Source organism: Mitsuaria sp. RG (assembly GCF_028369275.1).
GTDB classification, from domain to species: domain Bacteria; phylum Pseudomonadota; class Gammaproteobacteria; order Pseudomonadales; family Pseudomonadaceae; genus Aquipseudomonas; species Aquipseudomonas peradeniyensis.
Map to the genome: position 1 here is coordinate 17,874 of NZ_JAQMYQ010000016.1, position 25,689 is coordinate 43,562.

General features: G+C 64.5%; 21 protein-coding genes. 8 read left to right on the forward strand and 13 right to left on the reverse strand.

The annotated features are described in order from the left end of the window. The first annotated feature begins 178 nt into the window (after positions 1-178). Positions 179-619, forward strand: a complete 441-nt coding sequence (locus POF53_RS11310) for a GlcG/HbpS family heme-binding protein (protein ID WP_028692837.1) — start codon at positions 179-181, stop codon at positions 617-619. 126 nt (positions 620-745) lie between these two features. Here the strand turns inward: POF53_RS11310 and POF53_RS11315 are convergent, their stop codons facing one another. Continuing rightward, positions 746-1,357 carry a TetR/AcrR family transcriptional regulator gene (locus POF53_RS11315; protein WP_102684647.1) on the reverse strand — a complete coding sequence of 204 codons (612 nt, stop codon included), beginning with the start codon at positions 1,355-1,357 and terminating at the stop codon, positions 746-748. A gap of 130 nt (positions 1,358-1,487) precedes the next feature. Between POF53_RS11315 and POF53_RS11320 the strand changes: the two genes are divergently transcribed. Next, a complete protein-coding gene (locus tag POF53_RS11320; RefSeq protein ID WP_203651736.1) occupies positions 1,488-2,402 on the forward strand; it encodes a DUF808 domain-containing protein in 915 nt (304 codons plus the stop codon). A gap of 145 nt (positions 2,403-2,547) precedes the next feature. On the opposite strand, the gene POF53_RS11325 is transcribed toward POF53_RS11320, so the two are convergent. From POF53_RS11325 to puuE, 7 genes are all read right to left on the reverse strand, one after another. Next, complete coding sequence (locus tag POF53_RS11325) at positions 2,548-3,330, reverse strand: outer membrane protein OmpK (protein ID WP_046856491.1); 783 nt, start codon at positions 3,328-3,330, stop codon at positions 2,548-2,550. A 350-nt stretch (positions 3,331-3,680) separates the two neighbouring features. Then, entirely contained in the window at positions 3,681-4,466 is a 786-nt protein-coding gene (locus tag POF53_RS11330) for an outer membrane protein OmpK (protein WP_186715585.1), read from the reverse strand. Between the two features lie 118 nt (positions 4,467-4,584). Beyond that, on the reverse strand, positions 4,585-5,940 hold the full coding sequence (locus POF53_RS11335) for a nucleobase:cation symporter-2 family protein (RefSeq protein WP_028692843.1): 1,356 nt from the start codon (positions 5,938-5,940) through the stop codon (positions 4,585-4,587). A gap of 179 nt (positions 5,941-6,119) precedes the next feature. Then, positions 6,120-7,439: a urate hydroxylase PuuD gene (locus tag POF53_RS11340; RefSeq protein ID WP_186715589.1), complete on the reverse strand. Its 1,320-nt coding sequence runs from the start codon at positions 7,437-7,439 to the stop codon at positions 6,120-6,122. A gap of 45 nt (positions 7,440-7,484) precedes the next feature. Next, on the reverse strand, positions 7,485-7,988 hold the full coding sequence (locus tag POF53_RS11345; protein WP_050706598.1) for an ureidoglycolate lyase: 504 nt from the start codon (positions 7,986-7,988) through the stop codon (positions 7,485-7,487). A gap of 47 nt (positions 7,989-8,035) precedes the next feature. Beyond that, positions 8,036-8,551 (reverse strand): 2-oxo-4-hydroxy-4-carboxy-5-ureidoimidazoline decarboxylase, encoded by a 516-nt coding sequence (uraD, locus tag POF53_RS11350; protein WP_028692845.1) that lies wholly within the window; start codon positions 8,549-8,551, stop codon positions 8,036-8,038. Beyond that, positions 8,551-9,477, reverse strand: a complete 927-nt coding sequence (gene puuE / locus POF53_RS11355; RefSeq protein WP_232856778.1) for an allantoinase PuuE — start codon at positions 9,475-9,477, stop codon at positions 8,551-8,553. Before puuE ends, uraD begins: the two co-directional genes overlap by 1 nt. Before the next feature lie 377 nt (positions 9,478-9,854). Here puuE and uraH point away from each other — a divergent pair, with 377 nt between their 5' ends. Continuing rightward, positions 9,855-10,208: a hydroxyisourate hydrolase gene (uraH, locus tag POF53_RS11360; protein WP_028692847.1), complete on the forward strand. Its 354-nt coding sequence runs from the start codon at positions 9,855-9,857 to the stop codon at positions 10,206-10,208. Positions 10,209-10,486: 278 nt separating this feature from the next. Here the strand turns inward: uraH and POF53_RS11365 are convergent, their stop codons facing one another. Then, positions 10,487-11,773 carry an NCS2 family permease gene (locus POF53_RS11365; protein ID WP_498967785.1) on the reverse strand — a complete coding sequence of 429 codons (1,287 nt, stop codon included), beginning with the start codon at positions 11,771-11,773 and terminating at the stop codon, positions 10,487-10,489. A gap of 422 nt (positions 11,774-12,195) precedes the next feature. On the opposite strand from POF53_RS11365, the gene POF53_RS11370 reads away from it, so the two are divergent. Together POF53_RS11370 and aqpZ are read left to right on the forward strand one after the other, a co-directional pair. Next, entirely contained in the window at positions 12,196-12,951 is a 756-nt protein-coding gene (locus POF53_RS11370; protein WP_203651740.1) for a GntR family transcriptional regulator, read from the forward strand. 227 nt (positions 12,952-13,178) lie between these two features. Further along, positions 13,179-13,877, forward strand: coding sequence for an aquaporin Z (gene aqpZ, locus POF53_RS11375; RefSeq protein WP_203651742.1), 699 nt, complete (start codon positions 13,179-13,181; stop codon positions 13,875-13,877). 47 nt (positions 13,878-13,924) lie between these two features. Here aqpZ and guaD read toward each other — a convergent pair whose 3' ends face one another. From guaD to xdhA, 4 genes are all read right to left on the reverse strand, one after another. After that, the gene (guaD, locus tag POF53_RS11380) at positions 13,925-15,229 is read right to left on the reverse strand and encodes a guanine deaminase (protein WP_203651744.1); all 1,305 of its coding nucleotides are present in this window, start codon (positions 15,227-15,229) and stop codon (positions 13,925-13,927) included. A 10-nt stretch (positions 15,230-15,239) separates the two neighbouring features. Beyond that, complete coding sequence (xdhC, locus tag POF53_RS11385) at positions 15,240-16,085, reverse strand: xanthine dehydrogenase accessory protein XdhC (protein ID WP_498967741.1); 846 nt, start codon at positions 16,083-16,085, stop codon at positions 15,240-15,242. A 152-nt stretch (positions 16,086-16,237) separates the two neighbouring features. After that, complete coding sequence (gene xdhB / locus POF53_RS11390) at positions 16,238-18,637, reverse strand: xanthine dehydrogenase molybdopterin binding subunit (protein ID WP_254463803.1); 2,400 nt, start codon at positions 18,635-18,637, stop codon at positions 16,238-16,240. Then, on the reverse strand, positions 18,630-20,084 hold the full coding sequence (gene xdhA / locus POF53_RS11395; protein WP_203651749.1) for a xanthine dehydrogenase small subunit: 1,455 nt from the start codon (positions 20,082-20,084) through the stop codon (positions 18,630-18,632). Before xdhA ends, xdhB begins: the two co-directional genes overlap by 8 nt. A gap of 272 nt (positions 20,085-20,356) precedes the next feature. On the opposite strand from xdhA, the gene POF53_RS11400 reads away from it, so the two are divergent. The 3 genes from POF53_RS11400 to zipA all read left to right on the forward strand — a co-directional run bounded on the left by POF53_RS11400 (position 20,357) and on the right by zipA (position 25,604). Next, entirely contained in the window at positions 20,357-21,016 is a 660-nt protein-coding gene (locus POF53_RS11400) for a GntR family transcriptional regulator (protein ID WP_050706590.1), read from the forward strand. Between the two features lie 3 nt (positions 21,017-21,019). Continuing rightward, a complete protein-coding gene (gene smc, locus POF53_RS11405) occupies positions 21,020-24,508 on the forward strand; it encodes a chromosome segregation protein SMC (RefSeq protein ID WP_498967744.1) in 3,489 nt (1,162 codons plus the stop codon). Between the two features lie 205 nt (positions 24,509-24,713). After that, a complete protein-coding gene (gene zipA, locus POF53_RS11410) occupies positions 24,714-25,604 on the forward strand; it encodes a cell division protein ZipA (RefSeq protein ID WP_203651753.1) in 891 nt (296 codons plus the stop codon). The last annotated feature ends 85 nt before the right edge of the window (positions 25,605-25,689 follow it).

Genomic DNA, 25,689 nt, shown 5'->3' on the forward strand with positions numbered 1-25,689 from the left:
ATCCATTTTCGTCGGCGGCGTTGACTGAGCGGTCATTGGGCGATGAGGCGGCATTTCGTCGCACTTGGCAAGATTGATTCAAATAATTGTATACAAAGCGTGTCTTCGTTGTGTTCTATTCTGTCTACTGGTTTTCAACTGCCCTCAGGGCTTCTCACAACAAGAAGAGGACCTTTTCATGAACGCATTGACCCTCAAAGATGCTGTCGGCGTGGTGAACGCCGCGCTGGCCGCGGGCCGCAAGATCAACGCCGCGCCGCTGACCGTGGCGGTGCTGGATGCCGGCGGGCACCTGCTGGCGCTGCAGCGCGAGGATGGCGCCACCCTGCTGCGTCCGCAGGTGGCCATCGGCAAGGCCTGGGGTGCGGTGGCCCTGGGCAAGGGCTCGCGCCTGCTGGCGCTGGATTCGCAGCAGCGGCCGGCGTTCTATGCCGCGCTGAACGGGCTGGGCGAGCGGCCGGTGGTGCCGGTACCGGGCGGGGTGCTGATCCGTGATCGGGACGGCAAGGTGCTGGGGGCTGTCGGGATCAGCGGGGATACGTCGGATATCGACGAGCAGTGCGCGATCAGTGCGATCGAAGAGGTGGGGCTGACGGCGGATGCTGGAGTGGCAGCTTAAGGCTCAAGGTGTCGGGGCCGCCTTGCGGCCCATTCGCGGCACAAGGCCGCTCCTACAAGGGATAGCGGTCTCCTGTAGGAGCGGCCTTGTGCCGCGATGGGCTGCGTAGCAGCCCCGTTGGCTCGGTCAGGCCGCCTCGGGCTCGCAGCCCTTCAATACCAGGCGGATGATGGTCTCCGCCGCCGCGTCGTAATCGCTGTCGGCCAGCTTGGCCTTGCCGGTGACCACGGCGATCTGCCAGTCGAAATCCGCGTAGGTCTGCGTCGCCGCCCAGATGCTGAACATCAGGTGGTGCGGATCGACGTGGGCGATCTGGCCGCGCTCGATCCAGCGCTGGATGCACTCGATATTGTGCCGGGCCTGCTCGTTGAGCTGCTCGACCTGGCGCGGCGACAGGTGCGGCGCGCCATGCATGATCTCGCTGGCGAACACCTTGGAGGCGTGGGGCAGGTCGCGGGAGATGCGGATCTTCGAGCGGATGTACGAACTGAGCACCTCTTTCGGATCACCGTCGGCGTTGAACGGCGTCGAGGCCTGCATGATTGGCGCGATGATGCTCTCGAGCACCTCGCGGTAGAGGTTTTCCTTCGACTTGAAGTAGTAATACACGTTCGGCTTGGGCAGGCCGGCCTTGGCCGCGATATCGCTGGTCTTGGTGGCGGCGAAGCCCTTGTCGGCGAATTCTTCACTGGCCGCGCGCAGGATCAGTTCCTTGTTGCGCTCGCGAATGGTGCTCATTGTCGGGGATCGTCCTCGTGTCTGGCCGCCTCAAAGAGGGATCGGGCATGGTAGCACCGGCGCAGATGAGCGCTCAAGGCAGCCGCTTTCGGCTAGAATCGCAGCCTTTGAACCCCTCTGGATAAAGAACATGGCAGGAAGCAGTCTACTGGTACTGATCGACGACATCGCCACGGTGCTCGACGATGTCTCGGTGATGACCAAGGTCGCGGCAAAGAAGACTGCGGGGGTGCTGGGCGACGACCTGGCGCTCAACGCCCAGCAGGTCACCGGGGTACGCGCCGAGCGCGAGATCCCGGTGGTGTGGGCGGTGGCCAAGGGCTCGCTGGTGAACAAGGCGATCCTGGTGCCGGCGGCGCTGTTGATCAGTGCCTTCATTCCCTGGGCGGTGATTCCGCTGCTGATGGTCGGCGGCGCATACCTGTGCTTCGAGGGCTTCGAGAAGCTGGCGCACAAGTTCCTGCACAGCAAGTCCGAGGACGACGCGCAGCACGAGGCGCGCAAGGCGGCCGTTGCCGACGAGCAGGTCGACCTGGTGGCGTTCGAGAAGAGCAAGATCAAGGGCGCGGTGCGCACCGATTTCATCCTGTCTGCCGAGATCATCGCCATCACCCTGGGCACCGTGGCCGATGCGCCGCTGAGCCAGCAGATCATCGTGCTGTCGGGCATCGCGCTGGTCATGACCATTGGCGTCTATGGCCTGGTGGCAGGCATCGTCAAGCTCGATGACCTGGGGCTGTGGATGACCAAGAAAGCCTCGGCGCTGAGCCAGGCGGTGGGCAACGGCATCCTGCGCGCCGCACCGTACATGATGAAGAGCCTGTCGGTGATCGGCACCGCGGCGATGTTCCTGGTCGGCGGCGGCATCCTGGTGCACGGCATCGCGCCGCTGCATCACGCTATCGAGGCGTTCAGCGAAGGGCGGGGCGGGGCGTTGACCGGGGCATTGCTCAATGGTGTGGCGGGGGTGATTGCGGGGGCGGTGGTGCTGCTGGTGGTGAGCGTCGTTGGCAAGCTGTGGCAGGCGGTAAAACCGGCAAACTGAGGCGCTTACCTGTAGGAGCGGCCTTGTGCCGCGAAAGGGCCGCGAAGCGGCCCCAGGTTCTCGGCATCATGCAAAATCGCCGGGGCCGCTGCGCAGCCCTTTCGCGGCACAAGGCCGCTCCTACAGGTTATGCACTGGCCTCAGATCAGAAGTGCACTTTCACCAGGAAACTCATGGTGTTCTGATCGGTGGTAAAGGCATCGCTGTCCTTGATACCGTACTTGTTCTTCCAGTAGTCGTACTCGATACCCACGTACAACTGCTTCTCGCCCAGGTGCAGCGCCTTGCCCAGGTCGTACTTGACCTGCGGGTTGAAGTGCAGGTTCGCCTGGTAGGTGCCGCGACGGTTCTCGTCGTTGTCGACCACCCAATCCATGAAACCGTCGATCAGGATGTCGGACGAGCCCACAGGGATGGTGTACGACCAGACCGGGGTGATCTGCCAGACATTGTCGCCCGGACGGCTGCCGTCGGTGGTGCGCTGGTAGAAGTTCAGCTGGAAGTAGTCGAAGCCGGGGATGGCCAGGTCGAAGCCGGGGCCGATCAGGTAGGACTCGGTGTCACCCTCGCCGAACTCGTAGGTCATGGCCAGGAGCACGTCTTTCACCGGGCCGAACTCGAGCTTCTGGTCGAAGATCTTGCCGAACGACAGGCGCGGGCTGAACTCGCCGTAGTAGGTGTTGGGGCCGTTGCTGGCGTCCTTCTTGCCCTGGTAGAAGATCTTGTCGAAGAAGAAGAAGTTGTCGCCGTACTTCCACGCATCGGCGTGCTCGAAGGTCACGGTCTGCTGGATCTCGGGGTTGACCTTGAAGTTCTTGCCCCACAGGTAGGTCAGGCTGTTGTTCTGCCATTGCAGCAGGTCGCCGGCTTGGCTGGCGCCGCAGGCCAGCAGGCCACCGGCGAGGATCAGGCTATTGATGGTACGCATTGCGAGTGTCGCTCCCTTGATTGGATCTGTTGTCAGCGCTCGGGCGCTGTTCTTGTCTTTTGGGTCAGCTTTTTTCAATTGGCCACAGCTGTTTGGCAAGAGCTGCGCCAACTTTTCCACGTTGGGCACAACCATCCTGCTCGACGTCTTTCTGAACGGATGAAATGGGTATTTCACGCTGGCAACACGTTGGCCAACCGCCCGGAAACATTGACTGAGCGGTCAGCAAACGCGGGCGGGATCCTTCCCGCCCCGATCGAGGGGGCGCGCAGATTACTCACTTGCGCGCCGGGCCTCAAGTGCTCCGTCCTGGAGCACAGTGGTGCAAATTTGGGCGTTCGGTCAGTTTTTCAGAAATGCACCTTCACCAGGGCGCTGGCCACGCTCTGGTTGCTGTCGACGTTGCCGCGGCTGTCGATGCCGTACTTGTCCTTCCAGTAGCTGTATTCGAAGCCGACATAGAGCTGCTTGGCGCCCAGGTTCAGGGCCTTGCCCAGGTCGTACTTGACCTGCGGGTTGAACTGCAGGTTGGCGTGGTAGGTGCCGCGACGGGTCTGGTCGTTGTCGACCACCCAGTCGATGTAGCCGTCGATCAGGATGTCGGACTTACCCACCGGGATGGTGTACGACCAGGCCGGGGTGATCTGCCAGACGTTGTCGCCGGGGCGGCTGCCTTCGGTGTTGCGCAGGTAGAAGTTCAGGGTGAAGTAGTTGAAGCCGGGCACGTTCAGGTCGAAGCCGGGGCCGATCAGGTAGGCCTCGTTGTCGCCCTCGCCACGTTCGTAGGTCATGGCCAGCAGCACGTCCTTGATCGGCCCGAAGGCCAGGTTGCGCTCGAAGATCTTGCCGAATGACAGGCGCGGGCTGAACTCGCCGTAGTAGGTGGTCACGCCTTTGCCGGGGTCGGCCTTGCCGTTGTAGAAGATCTTGTCGACGAACAGGAAGGTGTCGCCGTACTTCCACTTGTTGGCATGTTCGAAGGTGATGGTCTGCTGGATGTCGGGGTTGACCTTGAAGTCCTTGCCGTACAGGTAGGACAGGCTTTCGCCGTGCCATTGCAGCCATTCGCCGGCGTGGGCGGGGAGGGTGGCCAGCAGGCTGCTGCCCAGCAGGACGGACGTGGTGATGCGCTTCATGTTGTGATTCCCGGACTTATTGTTTTTATGTGGGTGTTGCCTTCTCGCGGGGCAAGCCCGCTCCCACGTGCGGGCGTGTATCCAGCGTGGGAGCGGGCTTGCCCCGCGATAGGGGACTTCAGTGCTGATGACAGGCGTCGTTATGCGCGGCGCGGTCGGCGCCGCCGAGGATGTTGAACAGCAGGTTCAGCACCAGGGCGCTGAGGGTGGCCATGGCGATGCCACTGTGGGTGATGGGTTCCATCCACTGTGGCATCTGTGCGAAGAACTCCGGCCGCACCACCGGGATCAGGCCGAAGCCGACGCTGACCGCGACCAGCAGCTGGTTGCGCCGGTCGGCGATGTCCGCTTCCTGGAGGATCTTGATCCCGGTGGCGGTGACCATGCCGAACATGGCGATGGACGCGCCGCCCAGTACCGCGGGCGGGATCGAGGCGATCAGGAAGGCCGCCTTGGGCAGCAGGCTGAGCAGGATCAGCAGCGCGCCGGCCATCACCGTGACGTAGCGGCAGCGAACCCCGGTCATCTGCACCAGGCCGATGTTCTGGGCGAACGAGGAGTGGGTGAAGGTGTTGAAGAAACCGGCGATGAACGACGCGCCGGCATCGCACAGCAGGCCGCGACGCAGCATGCCGGGCGTGACTTCGCGGTCGGTCACCTTGCCCAGGGCGAGGAACATCCCCGTGGACTCGACGAAGATGATCACCACCACCAGGCACATCGACAGGATCGGCGCCAGGCTGAAGGTCGGCATGCCGAAGTGCAGGGGGGTGACCACCTGCAGCCAGGGCGCCTCGCTCAGGCCCGACAGGTCGACCATGCCGATGGAGCCGGCGAGCACGTAGCCCAGGCCCATGCCCACCAGTACCGACACATTGACCCAGAAACCGCGCATGAAGCGGTTGATCAGCAGGATCACCGCCAGCACCAGGCCGGCGACCATCAGGTAGATCGGCGCGCCGAAGGCTTGCGCCTCATGGCCGCCGCCGGCCCAGTTGACCGCCACCGGGAACAGCGACAGGCCGATGGAGGTGATGACCGTGCCGGTCACCAGCGGCGGGAAGAAACGCACGACCTTGGACATGAACGGCGCGATCAGCATGCCGAAGAAGCCGGCGGCGATGGTCGCGCCGAAGATCCCCTGCAGGCCGACGCCAGGCATGCCGGCCATGGCCACCATGCTGCCGACCGCGGCGAAGCTGGCGCCCATCATGACAGGCATGCGGATGCCCACGGGGCCGATACCGAAGGATTGGATGATGGTGGCAACGCCGGCGACCAGCAGGTCGGCGTTGATCAGGAAGGCGACTTCTTCGCGGGACAGGCCCGCCGCCTGGCCGATGATCAGCGGCACCGCGATGGCGCCCCCGTACATCAGCAGAACGTGTTGCAGACCCACCAGGATCAGCTGGAACAAGGGCAGGGGCTGTCGTGGCGGCGCAACAGGGATGTACGCCTTGGGTGACTCGGACATGCAGCACCTCGAGTTTTGTTTTTATTCTCGGATCCAAGCGGGCGGCTTCAGGCGGAAGATTCCCGCCTGAAGTCGAACGCTCGATGCTTGCTTGTTGCGTAAACCTTGAAACAGAGGCCGGGTCTGCCGGCCTCTTCGCGGCGCAAGGCCGCTCCTACAGTCTTTGCACGCCGTGTCGGTCAGTTGACCTGCGCGCCTTTGGCGATCCAGTCGCCGACCAGCTTGCGTTCTTCAACGGTCATCTGGGTGATGTTGCCCAGCGGCATGATCTGGCTGGCGACGGCCTGCGCCTGGATGCGCGCGGCCTGGGCCTGGATCTGCTGCGGGGTGTCGAACATCACGCCGCCAGGGGCGGCGCTGAACAGCGGGCTGGTCGGCTTGGCCGAGTGGCACACAGTGCAGCGTTCCTGGATGACGGTGTGGATCTTGTCGAAGCTGCCGGTGGCCGCCTGGGCCGTGGCCTGGGCAGGCTCTGCGGCCGGTGCCTGGGCAGGCTTGGCGGCCTCCTCGGCGCGCAGCTCGGCGGCGGTCTTGCCACCCACGGCAGTGGCCGGCAACGGCTGGTACTCGACCTTGGCGGCGGCTTGTTCCGGGGCGGTCGGCAGCGGCTTGGGACCGGTCACGTAGGCCAGGCAGATCATCGCCAGGGCGCCGACGGGCAGGGTCCAGGCGTACTTGTTGCTGTCGTGGCGGGTGTTGAAGTAGTGACGGATCAGTACCGCGGCCACCGCGATCCCGGCCAGGATCAGCCAGTTGTACTGGCTGCCGTAGGTGCTCGGGAAGTGGTTGCTGATCATGATGAACAGCACCGGCAGGGTGAAGTAGTTGTTGTGACGCGAGCGCAGCAGGCCCTTGGCCGGCAGTACCGGGTCGGGGGTCTGGTTGTTCTCGATCGCCGCCACCAGCTGGCGCTGGGCCGGCATGATGATGCGGAACACGTTGCCGACCATGATGGTGCCGATGATCGCACCGGTGTGCAGGTAGGCGCCACGGCCGCTGAACACCAGGCTGAAGCCCCAGCAGGCGGCGATGATCAGCACGAACAGCACGCCGCCCAGCAGGGCCGGTTGCTTGCCCAGGGGCGAGTCGCACAGGAAGTCGTAGATGAACCAGCCGGCAACCAGCGAACCGATCCCGATGGCCACGCCTTCGGCACCGCTCAGGGTGCTGCCGGGCGCCAGCAGGTAGAGGCTCGGGTTCCAGTAGAACACCACGCACAGCAAGGCGATCCCGGACATCCAGGTGAAGTAGGCTTCCCATTTGAACCAGTGCAGGTTCTCGGGCATTTTCGGCGGCGCGAGCTTGTATTTCTCCAGGTGGTAGATACCACCACCGTGAATGGCCCAGAGGTCACCCGACAACCCATCGCGCGGGTTGCTTCGATTCAGGTGGTTCTCCAGCCAGACAAAGTAGAACGATGCACCGATCCAGGCCACGCCGGTGATCATGTGAACCCAGCGAATGCTCAGGTTCAGCCATTCGTGAAGGTGTGCTTCCACAGTATGTACCTCTCGCCAGTCACCCTATCGATGACCGACCCTTTCTTATTGGTGGGGATTGAGGATCAACATCTGTTCCTCGGGGAAGTAATGCTCATCGCAGTTGTTGCCGGAACCACTGCGATCAACCACCAGGAAGTCATCCCGCTTTTCGATCGTCAGCACCGGGTGGTGCCAGACGCCGCGATGGTAATTGACGCCCTGCCTGCCATTACTGCGGAAGGCACGGACCAAGCCTGATACAGGTGCATCGCCAACCGGCGCGACCACGATCAGAAAGGGGTTGCCGAGCAGCGGGATGAAAGCCTGGCTGCCCAGCGGATGGCGCTCCAGCATGCGGACGGTCAGCGGCATGTCCAGCGCGTCGGCGCGGAAGATGCTGATGATCGCCTTGTCCTCGGGCTCGGCGGTCTCGACCGTGGCGAGCTTGTGGAAGCGCATGGTCGAGCCATTGTTGATCATGAAGTGGTCGCTGCCGTCGGTTTCGATCACGTCACCGAAGGGGGCGAAGGCTTCTTTGCTCAGGGGCTCGATCATCAGGGTGCGCATGCGGGTCTCTCTTATATGTTCGTTGTACTGAAAAGTTCGGCTGTCGCTTACAGCTGCAGCAGGCGGAACAGGGCGATCAGGTTGATCTGCGCCAGGGCTTCCTTGAACTCGGCATCCTGGTCGTTGTGGATGCGTTTTTCGAAGGCGGCGAGGATCTGGTGCCGGTTGCTGCCCTTGACCGCCATGATGAACGGGAACTGGAACTTGGCCTTGTAGGCGTCGTTCAGCTCGGTGAACCGGGCGAACTCCTCGGCGGTGCACTGGTGGATGCCGGCGCCGGCCTGTTCATTGGTGCTCGATTCGGTCAGCTCGCCCTGGATGGCGGCCTTGCCGGCCAAGTCCGGGTGAGCGTTGATCAGGGCCAGTTGCTCTGCGTGGCTGGCGCTGAGCAGGATGTCGCTCATGCGCTGATGCAGCGCCTCGATCTCGTCCAGCTCGGCCAGCTGGCCCAGGTCGTAGGCTTTCTCGGCGACCCACGGCGAGTGCTCGTAGATGTCGGCGAAGGCGGCGACGAAGGCGGCGCGCTCGAGGGTGGAAGGCTTGAGGGTCTTGAAGGCGGTCATCAGGCGTTCTCTTTCTTGTACGGGTGGGTGGCGTGCCAGTGGCGGGCGATGTCCACGCGACGGGCGAACCAGACCTGCTCGTGGCTCTTGGCGTAGTCGACGAAGCGCTTGAGCGCGGCCAGGCGTGCCGGGCGGCCGACCAGGCGGCAGTGCAGGCCGATCGAGAGCATCTTCGGTGCCTCGGCACCCTCGGCGTAGAGCACGTCGAAGGCGTCCTTCAGGTACTGGAAGAACTGCTCGCCGCAGTTGAAGCCCTGCACCTGGGTGAAGCGCATGTCGTTGGTGTCCAGGGTGTAGGGGATCACCAGGTGCGGCTTGTCGGTGGGGTTGTTCGGCTCCCAGTAGGGCAGGTCGTCGTCGTAGGTGTCGCTGTCGTAGAGGAAACCGCCTTCCTCCATCACCAGGCGCCGGGTGTTCGGGCCGGTGCGGCCGGTGTACCAGCCCACGGGGCGCTCGCCGGTAATCTCGGTGAGGATGCGGATGGCCTCGAGCATGTGCTCGCGCTCTTGCGCTTCATCCATGTACTGGTAGTCGATCCAGCGGTAGCCGTGGCTGCAGATCTCGTGGCCGGCCTCGGCCATGGCACGGATCACGTCGGGGTGGCGCTGGGCGGCCATGGCCACGGCGAAGATGGTCAGCGGCACGCCGCTGTCCTTGAACAGCTTGAGCAGGCGCCAGACGCCGGCGCGGCTGCCGTATTCGTAGAGCGACTCCATGCTCATGTTGCGCACGCCCTGCAACGGCTGGGCGGCGACCATTTCGGAAAGGAACGCTTCGGACTCCTTGTCGCCGTGCAGGATGTTGCGCTCGCCACCTTCTTCGTAGTTGAGCACGAAGGACAGCGCAATGCGGGCATTCCCCGGCCATTGCGGATGAGGTGGGTTGTTGCCGTAACCGATCAGGTCGCGTGGGTAGTCAGCGCTCACTGCAGTCTTCCTTCTTGTACGTTAATGCGGGTGGTGGGCGCGCCGCGTCGGGATGTCGCACCACCGGATGGGCTGATTGTATACAACTTCTTAAATCTTTTGTAAGCCTGTTTTTCCGCATTTCTTCCCATTTGTCGCGTGAGAATGACTTGCAAGAAACCTGCCTGATTGGTCAGGTAATGCCAAGGATGGCTGCATGGCGCGTGTCTTTGCGACTGGCGACCTGTTCTGTAGAGGTTGCGCGGGAGGGGATAAAAAATTGTGTACAATTTATCGGTAAACTGTCTTAATGGCTTCATTCCCGCACGCCGCAGGCCTCGTGCCCGGTGATTGCCGTGTATTTTTTGCCCACGCATACGACAAGAGGCGACAAGCAAATGGGACGTTTGACCACACATGTACTGGACGCCGCGCATGGCTGCCCGGGCAGCTCGATCAAGGTCGAGCTGTACCGCGTCGAAGGCCAGCAGTTGGAGCTGGTGAACACCGCACTGACCAACAGCGACGGCCGCGTCGATGCGCCGCTGCTGCAGGGCGACGACTACCGCACCGGCGTCTATCAATTGCAGTTCAGCGCCGGTGACTACTACCGCGCCAAGGGCGTGAAGCTGCCGGACACCGCGTTTCTCGACGTGGTCGTGTTGCGCTTTGGTATCGACGAGCAGCAGGAGCACTACCACGTGCCGCTGCTGATCTCGCCGTACAGCTATTCGACCTATCGTGGAAGCTAGTTGGTCGCTAGAAGAATCTTCGTAGGTCCTTGGCCCGCTCTCACACTGGCGGGCTTTTTTTCGTCTGTTGTTTTTACACTTCGGGCGCGACCTGCCCTGTAGGAGCGGCCTTGCGCCGCGAATGGGCTGCGTAGCAGCCCCTGGATCTCAGCGTCTACGCATGGATTGCCGGGGCCGCTGCGCGGCCCATTCGCGGCGCGAGGCCGCTCCTACAGGGGGATCGTCATGAGCAGGCAAAAAGAAAGGGCGCCGAGGCGCCCTTGGTTGTTGCAGCCGGGTCAGAGGAATACAAACTTGGCAATGAAGATCAGGCACAGCACCCACAGGCTCGCCGAGATTTCCTTGTACTTGCCGGTCCCGGCCTTGAGTGCCACATAGCTGATGAAGCCCAGGGCAATGCCATCGGCCACCGAGAAGGTCAGCGGCATCATGATCACCGTGACGATCGCCGGAATGCTGTCGGTGGCTTCGTCCCACTCGATATGCGCCATGCTGCCCATCATCAGCATCGCCACATAGATGAGTGCACCGGCGGTGGCATAGGCCGGGATCATCCCGGCCAGCGGGGCGAAGAACATCGCGGCAATGAACAGCACGCCCACCACCACGGCCGTCAGGCCGGTACGCCCACCTGCCGCCACACCCGCGGCACTTTCCACATAGCTGGTCACTGGCGGCACGCCGACCACCGCGCCGAACACGCTGGAGGTACTGTCGGCCTTCAGCGCCCGCGACAGGTTCTCGATGCGTCCGTCAGGCGCCACCAGGTTGGCGCGCTGGGCCACGCCCATCAGCGTGCCGGCGGTGTCGAACATGTGCACGAACAGGAACGCCAGCACCACGCTGATCATGCTGACGTTGAACACCCCGGCCACGTCCATGGCCATCCAGGTCGGCGCCAGGCTCGGCGGCATCGACATCACCCCGCCGAACTTGACCAGGCCCAGGCCCCAGCCGGCCAGGGTGACGCCGATGATGCTGATCAGGATCGCGCCGAACACCCGCTTGTAGCTGAGGATAGCGATCGACAGGAAGCACACGGCCGCCAGCAGTGGGCCGGGCTCATGCAGCGAGCCCAGCTTGACCAGGGTGGCCGGGCTGTCGACGATGATGCCGGCGGTCTTCAGGCCGATCAGCCCGAGAAACAATCCGACGCCGGCCCCCATGGCATGGCGCAGGCTTACCGGGATGCTGTTGAGCAGCCACTCGCGCACCCGCGAAACGGTCAGGAACATGAACAGCACGCCCGAGACGAATACCGCCCCCAGCGCCGTTTCCCAGTTGTAGCCCATGGTGCCGACCACGGTGTAGGTGAAGAAGGCATTGAGGCCCATGCCCGGCGCCAGGCCCACCGGCCAGTTGGCGTACAGGCCCATCAGCAGGCAGCCGAGGGCGGCGGCGATGCATGTGGCGACGAATGCCGCACCGTGGTCGATGCCGGCGTCGGCCATGATGTTGGGGTTGACGAAGATGATGTAGGCCATGGTGATGAAGGTGGTCACCCCGGCGATCAGTTCGGTCCTGACGGTAGTGCCATGTCGCTTGAGTTTGAAAATCCGCTCCAGCCAGCCCGTTTCGAGCGGTGGGGCGAGATCCAGCGTAGGTGCTTCGGATTTGCGGCTTTCCACAGCGAGTACTCCTCAAGTCTTTCTTGTTGTTCGAAGCCTGGTCCTGAGCTGATGCACTTGGGGGCTTCGCGAGGGAGGGTGTGGCAGACGTCCGACCATTTTGTTGACTTCTGGGTCAGGAAGTTGCTCGCAGGATTATGCTTTTGTGTACAAATAAAGCAAATAATGTTTTATCTTTTGTGCGTACAAACGGTCGTACAACGGCTATATAGGTAAAAGGCCACCTGCAGAATCGGGTCAGCCTGTGTACAATGGCGCCATACCTTGGCCCTTCATCTCCATTTCCGGACTTGCCATCCCCCCGTCGACAGGCAGTACAGTCACGGTCCGACTGGCAGATCCCCTGTGCTCGAGCGCCCATGAACGAACAGCTGCAACCTCTGAAAAAACCTGTGCGCACTGGCAAGGCCGGCCGCAGCGGTACCCAGGACGACATCGTCTACGCGCACATCTTCGAGGCGATCCTCGAGCAGCGCCTGGCTCCGGGGACCAAGTTGAGCGAGGAAGCACTGGGCGAGATCTTCGGCGTCAGCCGCACCATCATCCGCCGCGCGCTGTCGCGCCTGGCCCACGAAAGCGTGGTGCTGCTGCGGCCCAACCGCGGCGCAGTGGTGGCCAGCCCGACGGTGGAAGAGGCGCGCCAGGTGTTCTTCTCCCGGCGCATGGTCGAGCGCGCCATCACCGAACTGGCCGTGCAGCACGCCACCGTCGAGCAGCTCAACGAACTGCGCCAGATGGTCCGCGAGGAGCGCGACAGCTTCTCCCGTGGTGACCGTGGCGCCGGCATCCGCCTGTCCGGCGAGTTCCACCTCAAGCTGGCCGAGGCGGCGGGCAACGCGCCGCTGGTGAGCTTCCAGCGCAGCCTGGTGTCGCAGACCTCGCTGATCATTGCCCAGTACGAGAGCGGCAACCGCTCGCACTGCTCGTACGACGAGCACATGCAACTGATCGACGCCATCGAGGCGCGTGACGCCGAACAGGCGGTGAGCCTGATGATGCACCACATGGACCATATCGACAGCAAGCTCAACCTCGATGAGGAGAGCGCCTCGGACGATCTGCACGCGGTGTTCTCGCACCTGCTGAAAAAGCCCAAGGCCACCGCCAAGGGTTGAACGTTTGCCTGCCTGACTCAGGGCCCTTTCGCGGGCAAACCCGCTCCCACAGGAAATGCGTTGCCATCAAGCAGGGCATTGTCCCTGTGGGAGCGGGTCTACCCGCGAAAAGGGCCTTGGTCGTTTCTGGCCACTTGTCAAAGCTCTGCTAGATTTCTCCTCAGCAAACCTTCATCAAGCAGTTGGGCTTGCGCAGTCGTTGCGTCCAATTACTTGAGGAATGCTCCATGAGTTCGTCCCTGGGTGTACGCATGGGTGCCGAGTTGGTCGGCACGTTCTGGTTGGTCCTTGGCGGGTGTGGCAGCGCGGTGCTGGCGGCCAGCTCCCCGGTCGGCATCGGGGTCCTCGGTGTCGCCTTCGCCTTTGGCCTGACGGTCCTGACCATGGCCTTCGCCATCGGTCATATCTCCGGTTGTCACCTCAACCCCGCCGTGTCGTTCGGCTTGGTGGTGGGCGGGCGCTTCCCGGCCAAGGAATTGCTGCCCTATGTGATCGCCCAGGTGATCGGCGCGATCCTCGCCGCGGCGGTGATCTACTTCATCGCCAGCGGCAAGGCCGGTTTCGAGCTGGCCAACGGCTTGGCCTCGAACGGCTACGGCGAGCACTCGCCCGGTGGCTACAGCTTGGCGGCAGGCTTCACCAGCGAAGTGGTGATGACCGCGATGTTCCTGGTGATCATCATGGGCGCCACGGATGCCCGGGCGCCGGCGGGGTTCGCGCCGATCGCCATCGGCCTGGCGCTGACCCTGATCCACCTGATCTCGATCCCGGTGACCAACACCTCGGTGAACCCGGCGCGCAGCACGGGGCCGGCGTTGTTCGTCGGTGGCTGGGCCGTGCAGCAGCTGTGGCTGTTCTGGCTGGCACCGCTGATCGGCGCGGCGATCGGCGGGGCTTTGTACCGCGGGTTGGCGAAGCAGCCCTAGCTGCCTATCGCGGGGCAAGCCCGCTCCCACGGAGCCCCGCGATCTTGTCAGCGCTGGTGCACGCAGCGCCCGGCGGCGTAGGTTTCGCGCACGGTGCGGTCGTCGCCCAGGGTGGTGAGCACGAACAGGGTCTCCTCGATGTTCTTCGACTGCTGCAGGCGGTAATCCAGCAGCGGGGTGGCCTTGTAGTCGAGCACCACGAAGTCGGCGTCATTGCCCGGGCGCAGGCTGCCGATGCGGTCGTCCAGGCGCAGGGCGCGGGCGCCGCCGAGGGTGGCCAGGTACAGCGACTTGTAAGGGTGCAGGCGTGCGCCTTGCAGCTGCATCACCTTGTACGCCTCGTTCAGGGTGTTGAGCAGCGAGAAGCTGGTGCCCGCGCCGACGTCGGTGCCCAGGCCCACATTGACCTTGAAGCGCTCGGCCTGAGGCAGGTTGAACAGGCCGCTGCCGAGGAACAGGTTGGAGGTCGGGCAGAAGGCGATGGCCGAGCCGGTCTCGGCCAGGCGCTGGCATTCGTCGTCGCACAGGTGCACGCCGTGGGCGAACACCGAGCGCTCGCCGAGCAGCTCGAAGTGGTCGTAGACGTCCAGGTAGCCTTTCTGCTCGGGGAACAGCGACTTGACCCAGTCGATTTCCTTGAGGTTCTCCGACAGGTGGGTATGCATGTACACGCCCGGGTGCTCCTTGAGCAACTGGCCGGCCACGCTCAATTGCTCCGGCGTGCTGGTCGGCGCGAAGCGCGGGGTGACCGCGTAGTGCAGGCGGCCCTTGCCGTGCCAGCGCTCGATCAGCGCCTTGCTGTCGCGGTAGCTGGATTCGGCGGTGTCGGTCAGGTAGTCGGGGGCGTTGCGGTCCATCATCACCTTGCCGGCGATCATGCGCAGGTCGAGGCGCTCGGCCTCCTCGAACAGGGCGTTGACCGACTCGGGGTGCACGCTGCCGAACACCAGGGCAGTGGTGGTGCCGTTGCGCAGCAGTTCCTTGAGGAAGATCTTCGCCACCTGGTCGGCGTGGCCCTTGTCGGCAAACTGCTTCTCACAGGGGAAGGTGTAGGTGTTCAGCCAGTCCAGCAGTTGCTCGCCGTAGGAGCCGATCATGCCGGTCTGCGGGAAGTGGATGTGGGTGTCGATGAAGCCCGGGGTGATCAGGGCGTCCTGGTAATGCTGCACCGGGATGTCGGCGTCAAGGGTCGGCAGCAGCTCGCTGGCATGGCCCAGGGCGCTGATGCGGCCGTTGTCGACCACCAGCAGGCCGTCTTCATAGTATTCGCAGGACGCCTCAAGGCCGACCTCGGCGGGGTCGGCGATGCTGTGCAGGATGGCGGCTCGGTAGGCTTTGCGGGTTGCGCTCATGGGGCTCTCGTCAAAGGGTCTGGCTGCGTCGCGAGGACGGCAGCAACTGGGCGATGGGGCCTGAATTGGCGGCAGCGTCGTGCTGGCCGAAGCAGGCGTTGTAGGTGGCAATGATCTCGGCGGCGATGGACACGGCGATCTCGATCGGCAGCTTGCCCTTGACCTCGGCCAGGCCCATCGGGCAGCGCATCCGCGCCATCAGCGCGTCGTCGAAACCGCGCTCGCGCAGGCGGTGCTCGAACTTGACGCGCTTGGTCTTCGAGCCGATCAGGCCGAACCAGGTGAAATCGTTGCGCTTGAGGATCGCGGCGGTCAGCTCCAGGTCCAGCTGATGGTTGTGGGTCATGACGATGCAGTAGCTGCCGGCGGGCAGGTCGGCGACTTCGTCGACCGGCTCTTCGCTGACGATCTTGCTCACCCCGTTGGGGATGGCGTCGGGGAACTCCTGCTCGCGCGAGTCGATCCAGCGCACCCGGCAGGGCAGCGCGGCGAGCAAGGGTACCAGAGCGCGGCCGACATGGCCCGCGCCGAACACGGCGATCTCGGCCTGCACGCCGGTCATCGGCTCGAACAGCAGCACGGTGGCGCCGCCGCAGCACTGGCCGAGGCTGGCGCCGAGGCTGAAGCGCTCCAGGTGCGGAGTGCTGCGGTGTTCCTCGAGCATCTGCCGGGCGATGTGCAGGGCCTTGAACTCCAGGTGGCCGCCGCCGATGGTGTCGTACAGCGCACTGGCGCTGACCACCATTTTCGAGCCGGCGTTGCGCGGCGTGGAGCCGCGTTCCTCGATGATGGTCACCAGGACGCAGGGTTCGCCGCGGGCTTGATGGTCGGCGAGGGCGTTGATCCATTGGTGCATGTCTTCAATCCTCCTCGATCCCTTGTGTAGGAGCGGCCTTGTGCCGCGAAAGGGCTGCGCAGCAGCCCACAAATCTTCATTGCGGCACAGATCCAGGGGCCGCTGCGCGACCCTTTCGCGGCGCAAGGCCGCTCCTACAGAGGGGCGCGCTGTCAGTGCGTCACCGGTTCCAGTTCCTGTTCCACAGGCTGCTGCGCAGCCACCGCCTTGCGCATCTGCTCGCACCCCCACAACACCCGCTCCGGCGTCGACGGCGCGTCGATCTCGGGCTGCACACGGTAGTCGGCGATGCTCGCCACTGCGTCCTTGATCGCGCACCAGGCGGCGATACCGAGCATGAACGGCGGCTCGCCCACGGCCTTGGAATGGAACACCGTGTCCTCGGGGTTCTTGCGGTTTTCGACCAGCTTCACACGCATGTCGATCGGCATGTCGGCCACCGCCGGGATCTTGTAGCTGGCCGGGCCGTTGGTCATCAGCTTGCCCTTGGCATTCCACACCAGCTCCTCGGTGGTCAGCCAGCCCATGCCCTGGACGAAGCCGCCCTCGACCTGGCCAATGTCGATGGCCGGGTTCAGCGAGTCGCCGACGTCGTGCAGGATGTCGGCGCGCAGCATCTTGTACTCGCCGGTCAGGGTGTCGACGATCACCTCCACGCACGCCGCGCCGAAGGCGAAGTAGTAGAACGGCCGGCCACGGGCCTGGGAGCGGTCGTAGAAGATCTTCGGCGTGCGGTAGAAACCTGTGGTCGACAGCGACACCTGGGCGAAGTAGGCCTGCTGCACCAGTTGCTCGAAGCTGACGATCTGGTCGCGCACGCGCACATGGCCGTTGCGGAACTCGACGTCCTCCTCGGTGACGTTGTAGTGCCGGGCGGCGAACTCGGTCAGGCGCTTCTTGAGGATCTCGGCGGCGTTCTGCGCCGCCTTGCCATTCAGGTCGGCGCCGCTGGAGGCCGCGGTCGGCGAAGTGTTGGGCACCTTGTCGGTGTTGGTGGCGGTGATCTGGATGCGGTCGAAGTCGACCTGGAACACCTGGGCCACCACCTGCGCAACCTTGGTGTTCAGGCCCTGGCCCATCTCGGTGCCGCCGTGGTTGAGGTGGATGCTGCCGTCGGTGTAGATGTGGATCAAGGCACCTGCCTGGTTGAGGAAGGTGGCGGTGAACGAGATACCGAACTTCACCGGGGTCAGCGCCAGGCCCTTTTTCAGTACCGGACTGTTGGCGTTGAAGCGGCGGATCGATTCGCGGCGCTCATGGTAATCGCTGCTCGCCTCGATCTCGGCGGTCATCTCCTCGAGCATGTTGTGCTCGACGGTCTGGTAGTAGTGGGTGACGTTGCGCTCGGTCTTGCCGTAGTAATTGGCCTTGCGCACCGCCAGCGGGTCCAGCGCCAGGTGGCGGGCGATATGGTCCATCACCTGCTCGATGGCGACCATGCCTTGCGGGCCACCGAAGCCGCGGTAGGCGGTGTTGGAGGCGGTGTTGGTCTTGCAGCGGTGGCCGTGCACCGTGGCGTCGCCCAGGTAGTAGGCGTTGTCGGAGTGGAACATGGCGCGGTCGACGATCGAGCCGGAAAGGTCGGGCGAGTAGCCGCAGTTGCCGGCCAGGTCGAAGTTGATACCGTGCAGGCGGCCGCTGTCGTCGAAGCCGACGTCGTACTCGACGTAGAACGGATGGCGCTTGCCGGTCATCATCATGTCTTCGACGCGGGGCAGGCGCATCTTGGTCGGCTGGCCGGTCAGGCGCGCGATCACCGCGCACAGGCAGGCGGGGCTTGCGGCCTGGGTTTCCTTGCCGCCGAAGCCACCACCCATGCGGCGCATGTCGACGACGATCTTGTGCATCGGCACGTCGAGCACCTCGGCGACCAGCTTCTGCACCTCGGTGGGGTTCTGCGTGGAGCAGTAGACGATCATGCCGCCGTCTTCGCTGGGCATCACCGAGCTGATCTGGGTCTCCAGGTAGAAATGCTCCTGGCCGCCGATGTGCAGGCTGCCCTGGATGCGGTGCGGGGCGCTGGCCAGGGCCGTGTCCGAATCACCGCGCTTGTGGGTGTGGCTGTCGAGCACGAAGTGCTTCTTGCGCAGCGCCTCGACCACGTCGAGCACCGGTTCCAGGTCTTCGTACTCGACGATCGCCGCCATCGCCGCGCGGCGCGCGGTGTCCAGGTCGCGGGCGGCCACGGCGAGCACCGGCTGGCCGAAGAACTCGACCTTGTCGATGGCCAGCAGCGGGTCGCCGGCCACCACCGGACCGATGTCCTTGAGCCCCGGGATGTCCTCGTGGGTGATGGCGATGCGCACGCCTTCGAACTGATAGCAGGGCGTGGTGTCGATGCGCAGGATGCGCGCATGGGCGCGGTCCGCGGTGCGCGCATAGACGTGCAGCTGGTTGGGGAATTCCAGGCGGTCGTCGATGTACACCGCCTCGCCCGCCACGTGCTTGTCGGCGCTGTCGTGCTTGAGGCTGCGGCCGACCCCGGTGGTCAGGTCCTGGCTGAACAATGCGGCCATCTCGGCCTGGCTCTTGACGGCGTGATGATTAGACATAGGCGGTCACCCGGGTTTCGATGTGCGGCGTTTGCAGTTCGATGAAGTACTTGCGCAGCAGGTTCTGCGCGGTCAGCAGGCGGTACTCGCGGCTGGCGCGGAAGTCGCTGAGCGGGGTGAAGTCCTCGGCCAGGGCCTGGCAGGCACGCTCGATGTTGGCCTGGTTCCACGGCTTGCCGCGCAACGCGGCTTCGCAGGCGCGGGCGCGTTTCGGAATCGCCGCCATGCCGCCGAAGGCGATGCGCACGCCGCTGACCACGCCGTTCTCGATGCTCAGGTTGAACGCCGCGCACACGGCGGAGATGTCGTCGTCCAGGCGCTTGGACACCTTGTAGGCGCGGAACGCCCAGTCATTGCTGGCGCGCGGCACGATGATCTTCTCGATGAACTCGCTGTCCTGGCGCGCGGTGATGCGGTAGTCGATGAAGTAGTCTTCCAGGGCCAGGGTGCGCTGGCGCTCGCCCTGACGCAGGACGATCTGCGCGTCGAGGGCGATCAGCAGGGGCGGCGAGTCGCCGATCGGCGAGGCGTTGCCGATGTTGCCGCCCAGGGTGCCCTGGTTGCGGATCTGCAGCGAGGCGAAGCGGTGCAGCAGGTCGCCGAAGTCGGGGTATTCCTCGTTGAGCGCGGTGTAGCAGTCGGTCAGCGGGGTGGCGGCGCCGATCTCCAGGTGGGTGGCGGTCTTGTCGATGCGCTTGAGCTCGGCGACATGGCCGACGTAGATCATCACCGGCAGGGTGCGGTGGAACTGGGTGACCTCCAGCGCCAGGTCGGTGCCGCCGGCCAGCAGGCGCGCCTCGGGGTGCGAGCTGTACAGGTCGGCCAGGTCGGCCACGGTCAGCGGCACCAGGCAGCGCTTGTCGCCGCTGTTGAGCTCGCCGGTCTGTTGCGGGGCGATGGCCTTGAGGCGGGCGATGGTCTGCGCCTGCTGGGCGTCGAACTGGTCGCGGCAGGGGCGGGCGCAGCTCTGCTCGGCGGCTTCGAGGATCGGCCGGTAGCCGGTGCAGCGGCACAGGTTGCCGGCCAGGGCCTCCTGGGCCTGGTGCAGGTCGTGGCCCTCGCTGTTCTTCTGCAGGGCGAACAGCGACATGACGAAACCGGGGGTGCAGAAGCCGCACTGCGAACCATGGCAGTCGGCCATGGCTTTCTGCACGCTGTGCAGTTCGCCCTGGTGCTTGAGGCCCTCGACGCTGATCAGCTGCTTGCCGTGCAGGGAGGACACGAACGTCAGGCACGAGTTGAGGCTGCGGTAGCGGATGGCGTCGCCGCCCTGGTCGTTCTGGACGAGTTCGCCGACGACCACGGTGCAGGCGCCGCAGTCGCCGCTGGCGCAACCTTCCTTGGTGCCGGGTTTGCCCAGGTGCTCGCGCAGGTATTGCAGCACCGTCATGTTCGGGTCCAGGGCGTGCTCGTTGCGCAGCTCCTGGTTGACGAGAAACTGGATCACGGGGGAGGGCCTCGCAATGGTTTTATTGTTGTTCGGGCGGACTCTAAGCAACGCTTGACCCTGAGGTCAATAATTTTCTGACTCAAAGGTCAAGATTTCGTCCAGAGGCCTTCCGAACCGCTTCATCGAGCCTTTCTCCAAGCATAGTTCGCGCCGAGTGGGAAAGTTGACCCGCCAGTCGCACAAAGCGCGTCGCGCCGCTGCGCGGGCACGGGACAAGTGCGCTACAATCGCGCCCTTGTGCACAGCTACCCAGATCGCGAAGGAAAACCATGACGTTCAAGGCGCCGGACAGCCTCTCCGAGCAAATTGCCCACTACCTGGCCGAGCGGATCATCCGCGGCGAACTCGCACCCGGCGAGCGCATCCAGGAGCAGAAGGTCACCCAGGCCCTCAACGTCAGCCGCGGCTCGGTGCGCGAGGCGCTGCTCATTCTCGAACGCCGTCACCTGGTGGCGATCCTGCCGCGCCGTGGCGCCCATGTGACCGAGCTGGACGAGAACAGTGTGCGCAGCCTGTGCACCCTGATGGGCGAGTTCTACATCCTGCTGGGCAACGCTGTTGCCCAGCATTGGCGCAGCGACAGCGACCTGCGCCCATTCCTGGACATCCAGCAGCGCCTCAAGCAGGCCCATGCCGCCAAGGACATCAAGGCCTTCGTCGGCGACAGCTTCGCGGTGATGCGCGCCGCCTACCCGTTCGCCAACAACCCGTACCTGCAGGAAACCGTCGAGAACCTGCAGCCGGCCATGAGCCGCGCCTACTACCTGGCCCTGGACCAGCGCCAGGCCAACATGGTCGATTACCTCGAGCTGTTCGCCCGCCTGCTCGAAGCCGTGGTCGCCCGCGACCTGCCGCGCATCCGCGAGGTGCTCACCGCCTATTGCCAGCGCAGTTGCGAACTGGTGCTGGCGGCGCTGGCGCGGGTCTGACCGATGCGCCTGAAGTGCATCCGCCTGGCCGGATTCAAGTCCTTCGTCGACCCGACCACGGTCAATTTTCCCAGCAACATGGCTGCCGTGGTCGGTCCCAATGGCTGCGGCAAGTCCAACATCATCGACGCGGTGCGCTGGGTGATGGGCGAAAGCTCGGCCAAAAACCTGCGCGGCGAGTCGATGACCGATGTCATCTTCAACGGCTCCACCAGCCGCAAACCGGTCAGCCAGGCCAGCATCGAACTGGTGTTCGACAACAGCGACAACACCCTGGTCGGCGAGTACGCCGCCTACGCCGAGATCTCGATCCGCCGCAAGGTCACCCGCGACGGGCAGAACACCTATTACCTCAACGGCACCAAGTGCCGGCGCCGTGATATCACCGATATCTTCCTCGGCACTGGCCTGGGGCCGCGTAGCTACTCGATCATCGAGCAGGGCATGATCTCCAAGCTGATCGAGGCCAAGCCCGAGGAGCTGCGCAATTTCATCGAGGAGGCGGCCGGCATCTCCAAGTACAAGGAGCGCCGCCGCGAGACCGAGAACCGTATCCGCCGCACCCAGGAGAACCTGGCGCGCCTGACCGACCTGCGCGAAGAGCTGGAGCGCCAGCTCGAGCGCCTGCACCGACAGGCCCAGGCCGCCGAGAAGTACCGCGAGTACAAGGCCGAGGAGCGCCAGCTCAAGGCGCGCCTGGCGGCCCTGCGCTGGCGCGACCTGGACCAGCGGGTGCGCCAGCGCGAGACGGTCATCGGCGACCAGGAAATCGCCTTCGAGGCGCTGGTGGCCGAGCAGCGCAACGCCGATGCCAGCATCGAGCGCCTGCGCGACGGCCATCATGAGCTGTCCGAACGCTTCAACCAGGTGCAGGGCCGCTTCTATTCAGTGGCCGGCGATATCGCCCGGGTCGAGCAGAGCATCCAGCATGGCCAGCAGCGCCTGCGCCAGTTGCAGGACGACCTCAAGGAAGCCGAGCGCAGCCGCCTGGAAACCGAATCGCATCTGGGGCACGACCGCACCTTGCTGGCGACCCTCGGTGAAGAGTTGGCCATGCTCGAACCCGAGCAGGAACTGACCCTGGCAGCGGCCGAGGAGGCCGCCGCGACCCTGGAGGAGGCCGAGCTGGGCATGCACGGCTGGCAGGAGCAGTGGGACAGCTTCAACACCCGCTCCGCCGAACCGCGCCGCCAGGCCGAAGTGCAGCAGGCGCGCCTGGCGCAGCTGGAGGCCAGCCTGGAGCGTCTGGCCGAGCGCCAGCGCAAGCTGGGCGAAGAGCGTGACCAGCTCGGTGAGGATACGCAGGATTCCGAGACCAGCGACCTGGGCGAGCAGGTGGCCGGCAGTGAGTTGCTGCTCGAGGAACTCCAGCTGCAGGAGCGGCAGGTGGTCGAGCAGCTGGATGCGTTGCGCGAGCAGATGCAGCAGGCCAGCCAGGCGCAGCAGCAACAGCAGGGTGACCTGCAGCGCCTGGGCGGGCGCCTGGCGTCCCTCGAAGCCTTGCAGCAGGCCGCGCTGGAACCGGGTGTCGGGGCCGCCGACTGGCTGCGCGCCCAGGGCCTGGAACAGCGCCCACGGCTGGCCGAGGGGCTGCGGGTCGAGCCCGGCTGGGAGCTGGCGGTGGAAACGGTGCTGGGCGCCGATCTGCAGGCAGTGCTGCTGGATGATTTCGCCGGCCTGGAGTTCGCCGCGCTGGAGCAGGGCGAACTGCGCCTGCTGATGGCGGGGGGAGGGGGCGTGACCGTCCCCGGCAGCCTGCTCGACAAGGTCGAAGGGCGCGTCGACCTGTCGCCCTGGCTGGGCCAGGTCATGCCGGTGGACACCCTGGAGCAGGCCCTGGCCCGGCGGGCGTCGCTGAACGATGGGCAGAGCCTGGTCAGCCGTGACGGCTATTGGGTCGGGCGATACTTCCTGCGGGTCAGCCGAGGAAGCGAGGCCCAGGGTGGCGTGCTGGCCCGTGGCCAGGAGATCGAGCGCCTGGGGCAGGAACAGTTGGAACAGGAGGCCTTGCTCGAACAGCTCGACGAACAGTTGCAACGCCTGCGCGAGCAGCAGCTCGACCTGGAGGAGCAACGCGAGCAGCTGCGTCGTCGCAGTCAGGACGAAGGCCGTCAGCACGGCGAGCTCAAGGCGCGCCTGTCCGCCGGCCGTGCCCGTGCCGAGCAGCTGGAGCTGCGCCGCCGGCGCCTGCAGGAAGAACTGACCGAGCTGCAGGAGCAGCGCGCCCTGGAGCACGAGCAGCTGGGCGAGGCGCGCCTGCTGCTGCAGGAAGCCCTGGAACTGATGGCCCAGGACACCGAGCAGCGCGAGCTGTTGATGGCGCGCCGTGACACCCTGCGCGAAGGTCTCGACCGCATCCGCCAGGAGGCCCGCCAGCACAAGGACCACGGTCACCAGCTGGCCGTGCGCCTGGGCTCGCTGCGCGCCCAGCATGACTCGACCCGTCAGGCCCTCGAACGCCTGGAACAGCAGGCCGCACGCCTGGGCGAGCGCCAGGAGCAGTTGAACCTGAACCTGGAGGAGGGCGAGGCGCCGCTGGAAGAATTGCGCCTCAAGCTCGAAGAGCTGCTGGAGCGACGCATGAGCGTCGACGAGGAAATGCGCCAGGCGCGCCTGCACATGGACGAGGCCGACCGTGAGCTGCGCGATGCCGAACGGCGCCGCACCCAGGCCGAGCAGCAGTCGCAACTGTTGCGCGGCCAGCTGGAGCAGCAGCGCCTGGAGTCCCAGGGCCTGGACGTGCGACGCAAGACCTTGCAGGAACAACTGCTCGCCGACGGCTACGATCTTCAGGGCGTGCTCGCCACGCTCGAGGCCGATGCCAGCGAGCAGGGTACCGAACAGGCACTGGAGCAGATCGAGGCGCGCATCCAGCGCCTGGGCGCGATCAACCTGGCGGCCATCGAGGAATACGAACAGCAGTCCGAACGCAAGCGTTACCTGGACGCCCAGGACGCCGACCTGGTCGAGGCGCTGGAGACCCTGGAAAACGTCATCCGCAAGATCGACAAGGAAACCCGCAACCGCTTCAAGGATACCTTTGATCAGATAAATGCCGGATTACAGGCACTTTTCCCAAAAGTTTTCGGTGGCGGCAGCGCTTATCTGGAACTGACGGGCGAAGATCTACTCGATACAGGGGTGACGATCATGGCGCGTCCACCGGGCAAGAAGAACAGCACCATCCATCTGTTGTCCGGCGGCGAGAAGGCACTGACGGCCCTGGCCCTGGTGTTCGCCATCTTCAAGCTGAACCCGGCGCCGTTCTGCATGCTCGACGAGGTCGACGCGCCGCTGGACGACGCCAACGTCGGGCGCTATGCCCGCCTGGTCAAGGAAATGAGCGAGACCGTGCAGTTCATCTACATCACCCACAACAAGATCGCCATGGAAATGGCCGACCAGCTGATGGGGGTGACCATGCACGAGCCGGGTTGTTCACGTCTTGTTGCAGTTGATGTGGAAGAGGCAATGGCCATGGTCGATGCGTAAGGGGTAAAGAATGGGTGTGAACATGTAGGCAAAAGCCTCAGCAGATGCGACAGACGGTGTAAAGTTGCCTTTGGTCGTGCTAGCTTAATGTCACTTGTTTTTTGCGTGGGTAAAACGCCTGTCAGAACATAGAGTTGGCGCCACGTGTTAAAGGCCTTTGAAGCCTTTGTTTTCAAGCATATTTTTTATAGAGGCACGGGATTACATGGAAATCGGTCTGCGCGAGTGGCTGATCGTCATCGGCATCATTGTCATCGCCGGTATTCTTTTCGACGGCTGGCGCCGCATGCGCGGCGGCAAGGGCAAGTTGAAGTTCCGTCTGGACCGTAGCTACGCCAACGCCCCGGACGACGACAGCGGCAGCGCCGAGGTGCTCGGCCCTGCGCGTGTGCTGGATACCCATAAAGAGCCCGAGCTGGACGAGTCCGACCTGCCGTCGGTGAGCGTCCCTGCGCGTGAACGGGAGCGCGAGCGCGAACCCAAGCCGGCCAAGGCCAAGCGCGGCAAGCGCAACCACAGCGAGCCGCAGCAGGGTGACCTGAACCTGGCCGCCGAGCCCCGCGAGCCCGACCTGTTCGAGGGTGGCGACGACGATTTCGCCGCCGACAACACCCGCGCCAACGGCTTCACCGCGCCGAGCACGCCGGCCAAGGAGCTGCCGCCGGCCGAGGAAGTGCTGGTAATCAGCGTCATCTCCCGTGACGAAGGTGGCTTCAAGGGCCCGGCGCTGCTGCAGAACATCCTCGAAAGCGGCCTGCGCTTCGGCGAAATGGACATCTTCCACCGCCACGAGAGCATGGCCGGCCACGGCGAAGTGCTGTTCTCCATGGCCAACGCGGTCAAGCCCGGCGTGTTCGACCTGGACGACATCGACCACTTCAGCACCCGTGCGGTGAGCTTCTTCCTCGGTCTGCCTGGCCCGCGTCATCCCAAGCAGGCCTTCGACGTGATGGTGGCTGCCGCCCGCAAGCTGGCCCACGAGCTCAATGGTGAGCTCAAGGATGACCAGCGCAGCGTGCTGACCGCCCAGACCATCGAGCATTACCGTCAGCGCATCGTCGAATTCGAGCGCCGCGCCCTGACCCAGAAACGCTGATGTTTACGAGCGGGCGGATCCTGCCTCGATCCGCGCCGCGATGATTCAAGTAAAAGAGCAGCCAGGGGCTGCTCTTTTGCTTTGC